At 33.2% G+C, this 3,503-nt stretch carries 5 protein-coding genes; all 5 read left to right on the top strand.

The window, feature by feature from the left end; all coding sequences use genetic code 11:
• The first annotated feature begins 308 nt into the window (after positions 1-308).
• On the top strand, positions 309-923 hold the full coding sequence (locus tag V7266_RS30200) for a sugar transferase (RefSeq protein WP_335472961.1): 615 nt from the start codon (positions 309-311) through the stop codon (positions 921-923).
• Complete coding sequence (locus V7266_RS30195) at positions 920-1,585, top strand: acetyltransferase (protein WP_335472960.1); 666 nt, start codon at positions 920-922, stop codon at positions 1,583-1,585. Before V7266_RS30200 ends, V7266_RS30195 begins: the two co-directional genes overlap by 4 nt.
• 28 nt (positions 1,586-1,613) lie before the next feature.
• Positions 1,614-2,738 (top strand): aminotransferase class I/II-fold pyridoxal phosphate-dependent enzyme, encoded by a 1,125-nt coding sequence (locus V7266_RS30190; protein WP_335472959.1) that lies wholly within the window; start codon positions 1,614-1,616, stop codon positions 2,736-2,738.
• Between the two features lie 47 nt (positions 2,739-2,785).
• Complete coding sequence (locus V7266_RS30185; RefSeq protein ID WP_335472958.1) at positions 2,786-3,130, top strand: helix-turn-helix domain-containing protein; 345 nt, start codon at positions 2,786-2,788, stop codon at positions 3,128-3,130.
• Positions 3,131-3,145: 15 nt separating this feature from the next.
• Positions 3,146-3,503: glycosyltransferase family 32 protein (locus V7266_RS30180; protein WP_335472957.1), on the top strand; the 358-nt coding region annotated here is incomplete at its 3' end.

The following is a 3,503-nucleotide window of genomic DNA, read 5'->3' as shown; positions in this document are numbered from 1 at the left end:
GTCTTTTAGGCTGTTACTTAATTTATTTTTATTATGAAAATGTCATATCTCTTAATATTATTTATGAAAGTGATTATATAAATTTATAGAGACTTTTATACTAATGTACTATTTAAGGAGAGGTATTCCAATTGAGATTATCAGAAACAGTTACTCCGCAGAAGTTCCAGGAAATACTAATTAATATTTACTTAAAAGGTGAGAACTCAGAAAACATAAATATTAAAGAATTAATTGAATATATTAAAAAACAGATTTTAACAAAGAAGATAAAATAGTGGTTAGAGGAGAAAAGGGGGTGAAATTTTATGAAGCGACCTTTTGATTTAATAGTTTCATTGGTTTTATTTATCAGCCTTTTTCCAGTTTTTTTGATACTTGCAATTTTAGTGAAAATATTTTTAGGATCTCCAATTATTTTTAAACAACTTCGTCCTGGATTAAATGGAAAGCCATTTTATCTATATAAACTTCGAACAATGACAGATGAAAGAGATAGTAGTGGTCAGCTACTTCCAGATAATCAGAGAATTACTTCTTTAGGGAAATTTCTAAGGAAAATTAGTTTGGATGAATATCCACAATTAATAAATGTTATAAAAGGCGACATAAGTTTAGTAGGACCTAGACCATTATTAATGGATTATCTTCCATTATACTCAGAGGAGCAATTTAAAAGGCATCTTGTTAAACCGGGTATTACGGGCTGGGCACAAATAAATGGGAGAAATGCAATTACTTGGGAGGAGAAATTTGAGTTAGATGTTTGGTATGTAAGTAACCACTCATTCATCCTTGATTTAAAAATATTATTTTTAACAGTCTATAAAGTCGCCGTTTCCGAAGGAATAAACCAACCTGGCCAAGCTACAACGGAACCTTTTAAGGGCTCGAAAAAGACTGTTGGAAGGAGACATGGATGAAAATAGTATTAGTTGGTCATGGGGGACATAGTAAAGTTGTTACAGATGCAATACTCTCTAATAAAGAATGTGATATTGTTGGCTATTTAGATGACAAATATAAAAATGTAGAATTAATTGATAATACTTATTGTGGACCTATTTCATCAGCTATTAGATTAGTTGATTATTTTTATGATGTTTCGTTCGTTATAACGATTGGAAATAATAAAGTCCGGCAATCCATAGTTGATATACTAAATCTTCCGGAAAAGTATTTCCCAGCTATAATTCATGACTCAGCTGTTATTAGTCCAAGTTCAAGGATAGGATGTGGCACCGTCGTGATGCCGAATGCTGTAATAAATGCAAGTACAATAATTGGAAACCATGTAATTATTAATACTGGATGCATTATCGAACATGATAGTGTCGTTGGAGATTACTCACATATATCTCCGGGAGTTTCCCTTACTGGAAATGTAAAAATAGGTGAGGGTGTTCTTGTTGGAGCAGGTTCAACAATTATCCCTAATAAAGAGATTGGAAATTGGAGTATTATTGGTGCTGGTGCAACTGTATTAAAGGATATCCCATCGTTTTCAACAGCTGTGGGTATACCAGCAAGGATAATTAAGAAAAACAGATGCAGAGGTGAGGAAATTGCTAAGTACAACCTTTAAAAAGAGAATTTTTCTTTCATCACCCCATATGAGTGGGAATGAATTAAGTTATATAAGAGATGCATTTGATACTAATTGGGTAGCGCCTCTTGGACCTAATGTAGATTCATTTGAGAAAGAAATTGCTGATTATGTTGGAGCTAATGAGGCAGTGGCAGTTAATTCAGGAACTGCAGCAATTCATTTAGCTCTTTCTTTATTAGAAGTAAAAAAAGGAGACAAAGTATTTTGCTCAAGTCTAACATTTATAGCAAGTGCCAATCCTATTATTTATCAAGGGGCAGAGCCTATATTTATTGATTCAGAGCCTGAAACTTGGAATATGTCTCCACAAGCATTAAAAAAAGCGTTTAATCAGGCGGTCTCAGAAGAAAAGCTGCCAAAAGCAGTCATAGTTGTTAATTTGTATGGTCAAAGTGCCAAGATGGATGAAATTATTTCGATTTGTAATGAGTATAATGTACCAATTATCGAAGATGCCGCTGAATCTCTTGGTTCAACCTATAAAGGGAAGGCAAGCGGAACACTTGGTAAGCTTGGGATCTACTCATTTAATGGTAACAAAATTATTACAACATCCGGTGGTGGGATGCTTGTTTCTGACGATTCAGATTTATTAAGGAAAGCTCGTTTTCTTGCAACTCAAGCGCGTGATCCAGCTCCACATTATCAACATAGCCAAATAGGTTTTAACTATCGTATGAGTAACATATTAGCCGGGATTGGAAGAGCACAATTACAGGTGTTAGATTATAGAGTGCACGCAAGGCAATCCATATTTAAAAAGTATTTTCTTGAGCTTTCTCAATTACCGGGTTTTTACTTCATGCCGGAATTAAAAGAAACTATTTCAAACCGCTGGCTTACAGCACTTACAATAGACGAATCTGAATCTGGAGTATTGGTGAAGGAATTGTTAAATGCATTAAGCGAGGAAAATATTGAAGCTCGGCCTGTTTGGAAACCACTTCATTTACAGCCTGTATTTCAAGGGGCTCAGTTTTATCAACATAGTCAAGAAGAATGTGTCTCTGAATTTTTATTTGAAAACGGAATTTGCTTACCTTCTGGTTCTAACATGACTGATGATGATCTTATGAGAGTGATTCAATGTATTAAAAACAAAGTAAATTCCAAGATAAAAAAGACCTAAAATTAGTAACCACGAAATTCATTTATTATTAAACGGGGTATGACAAAATGATAGGGAAAAATATATATGAGATACGAAAGAAGAGGGGATTGACTCTATCGGAACTTGCAGAACGTGCTGACATCTCAAAATCTTATTTAAGCAATATAGAGAGAAATCTGAATCAAAATCCCTCGATTCACGTAGTCAAGAAAATTGCAAGTGTACTAAATGTAGAAATGAAAACATTACTCCATACTGGAATGGGAATTGAGGAATCACAACTACCTGATAAAGAATTATTGGAGTTAGCAAATGAGTTAAAAGACTCGGGAATTGATAAAAAAGAATATAAGACACTTATTGAATTTATTAAATGGCAAAATCGAAATTTAGGGATACAAAATAAGTAAGATGAGGATATCAATATGACAATAATTAAAAATGTGATACCTAAAACCATCCATTACTGCTGGTTTGGTGAGAAAGAAAAGCCAGAATTAGTAAAAAAGTGTTTAAATAGTTGGAAGGAAACTTTGCCAGATTACCAAATAATTGAATGGAATGAAAAAAATTTCGATATAAATGCTAATAAATATGTAAAAGAAGCGTATCAATCTGGTAAATTTGCCTTTGTAAGTGACTATGTAAGAGTATTTGTCTTATATAGATTTGGTGGTATTTACCTAGATACAGATGTAGAAGTATTTAAACCCTTTGATATTTTTCTCCATCATTCTTCCTTCTGGGGATTTGAACAAGAGAATTATATTGCCACAAGTACAA

Source organism: Neobacillus drentensis (assembly GCF_036965645.1).
GTDB lineage: Bacteria > Bacillota > Bacilli > Bacillales > Cytobacillaceae > Neobacillus > Neobacillus drentensis_D.
Note: the sequence above shows the minus strand (reverse complement) of the source record. Positions and strands in the feature narration are given on the sequence as shown.

Excerpts from the sequence above, each read along its gene's own strand:
- V7266_RS30190 (WP_335472959.1), top strand. The coding sequence starts at position 1,614 with ATGAGTGGGAATGAATTAAGTTATATAAGAGATGCATTTGATACTAAT.
- V7266_RS30185 (WP_335472958.1), top strand. The coding sequence starts at position 2,786 with ATGATAGGGAAAAATATATATGAGATACGAAAGAAGAGGGGATTGACT.
- V7266_RS30200 (WP_335472961.1), top strand. The coding sequence starts at position 309 with ATGAAGCGACCTTTTGATTTAATAGTTTCATTGGTTTTATTTATCAGC.
- V7266_RS30195 (WP_335472960.1), top strand. The coding sequence starts at position 920 with ATGAAAATAGTATTAGTTGGTCATGGGGGACATAGTAAAGTTGTTACA.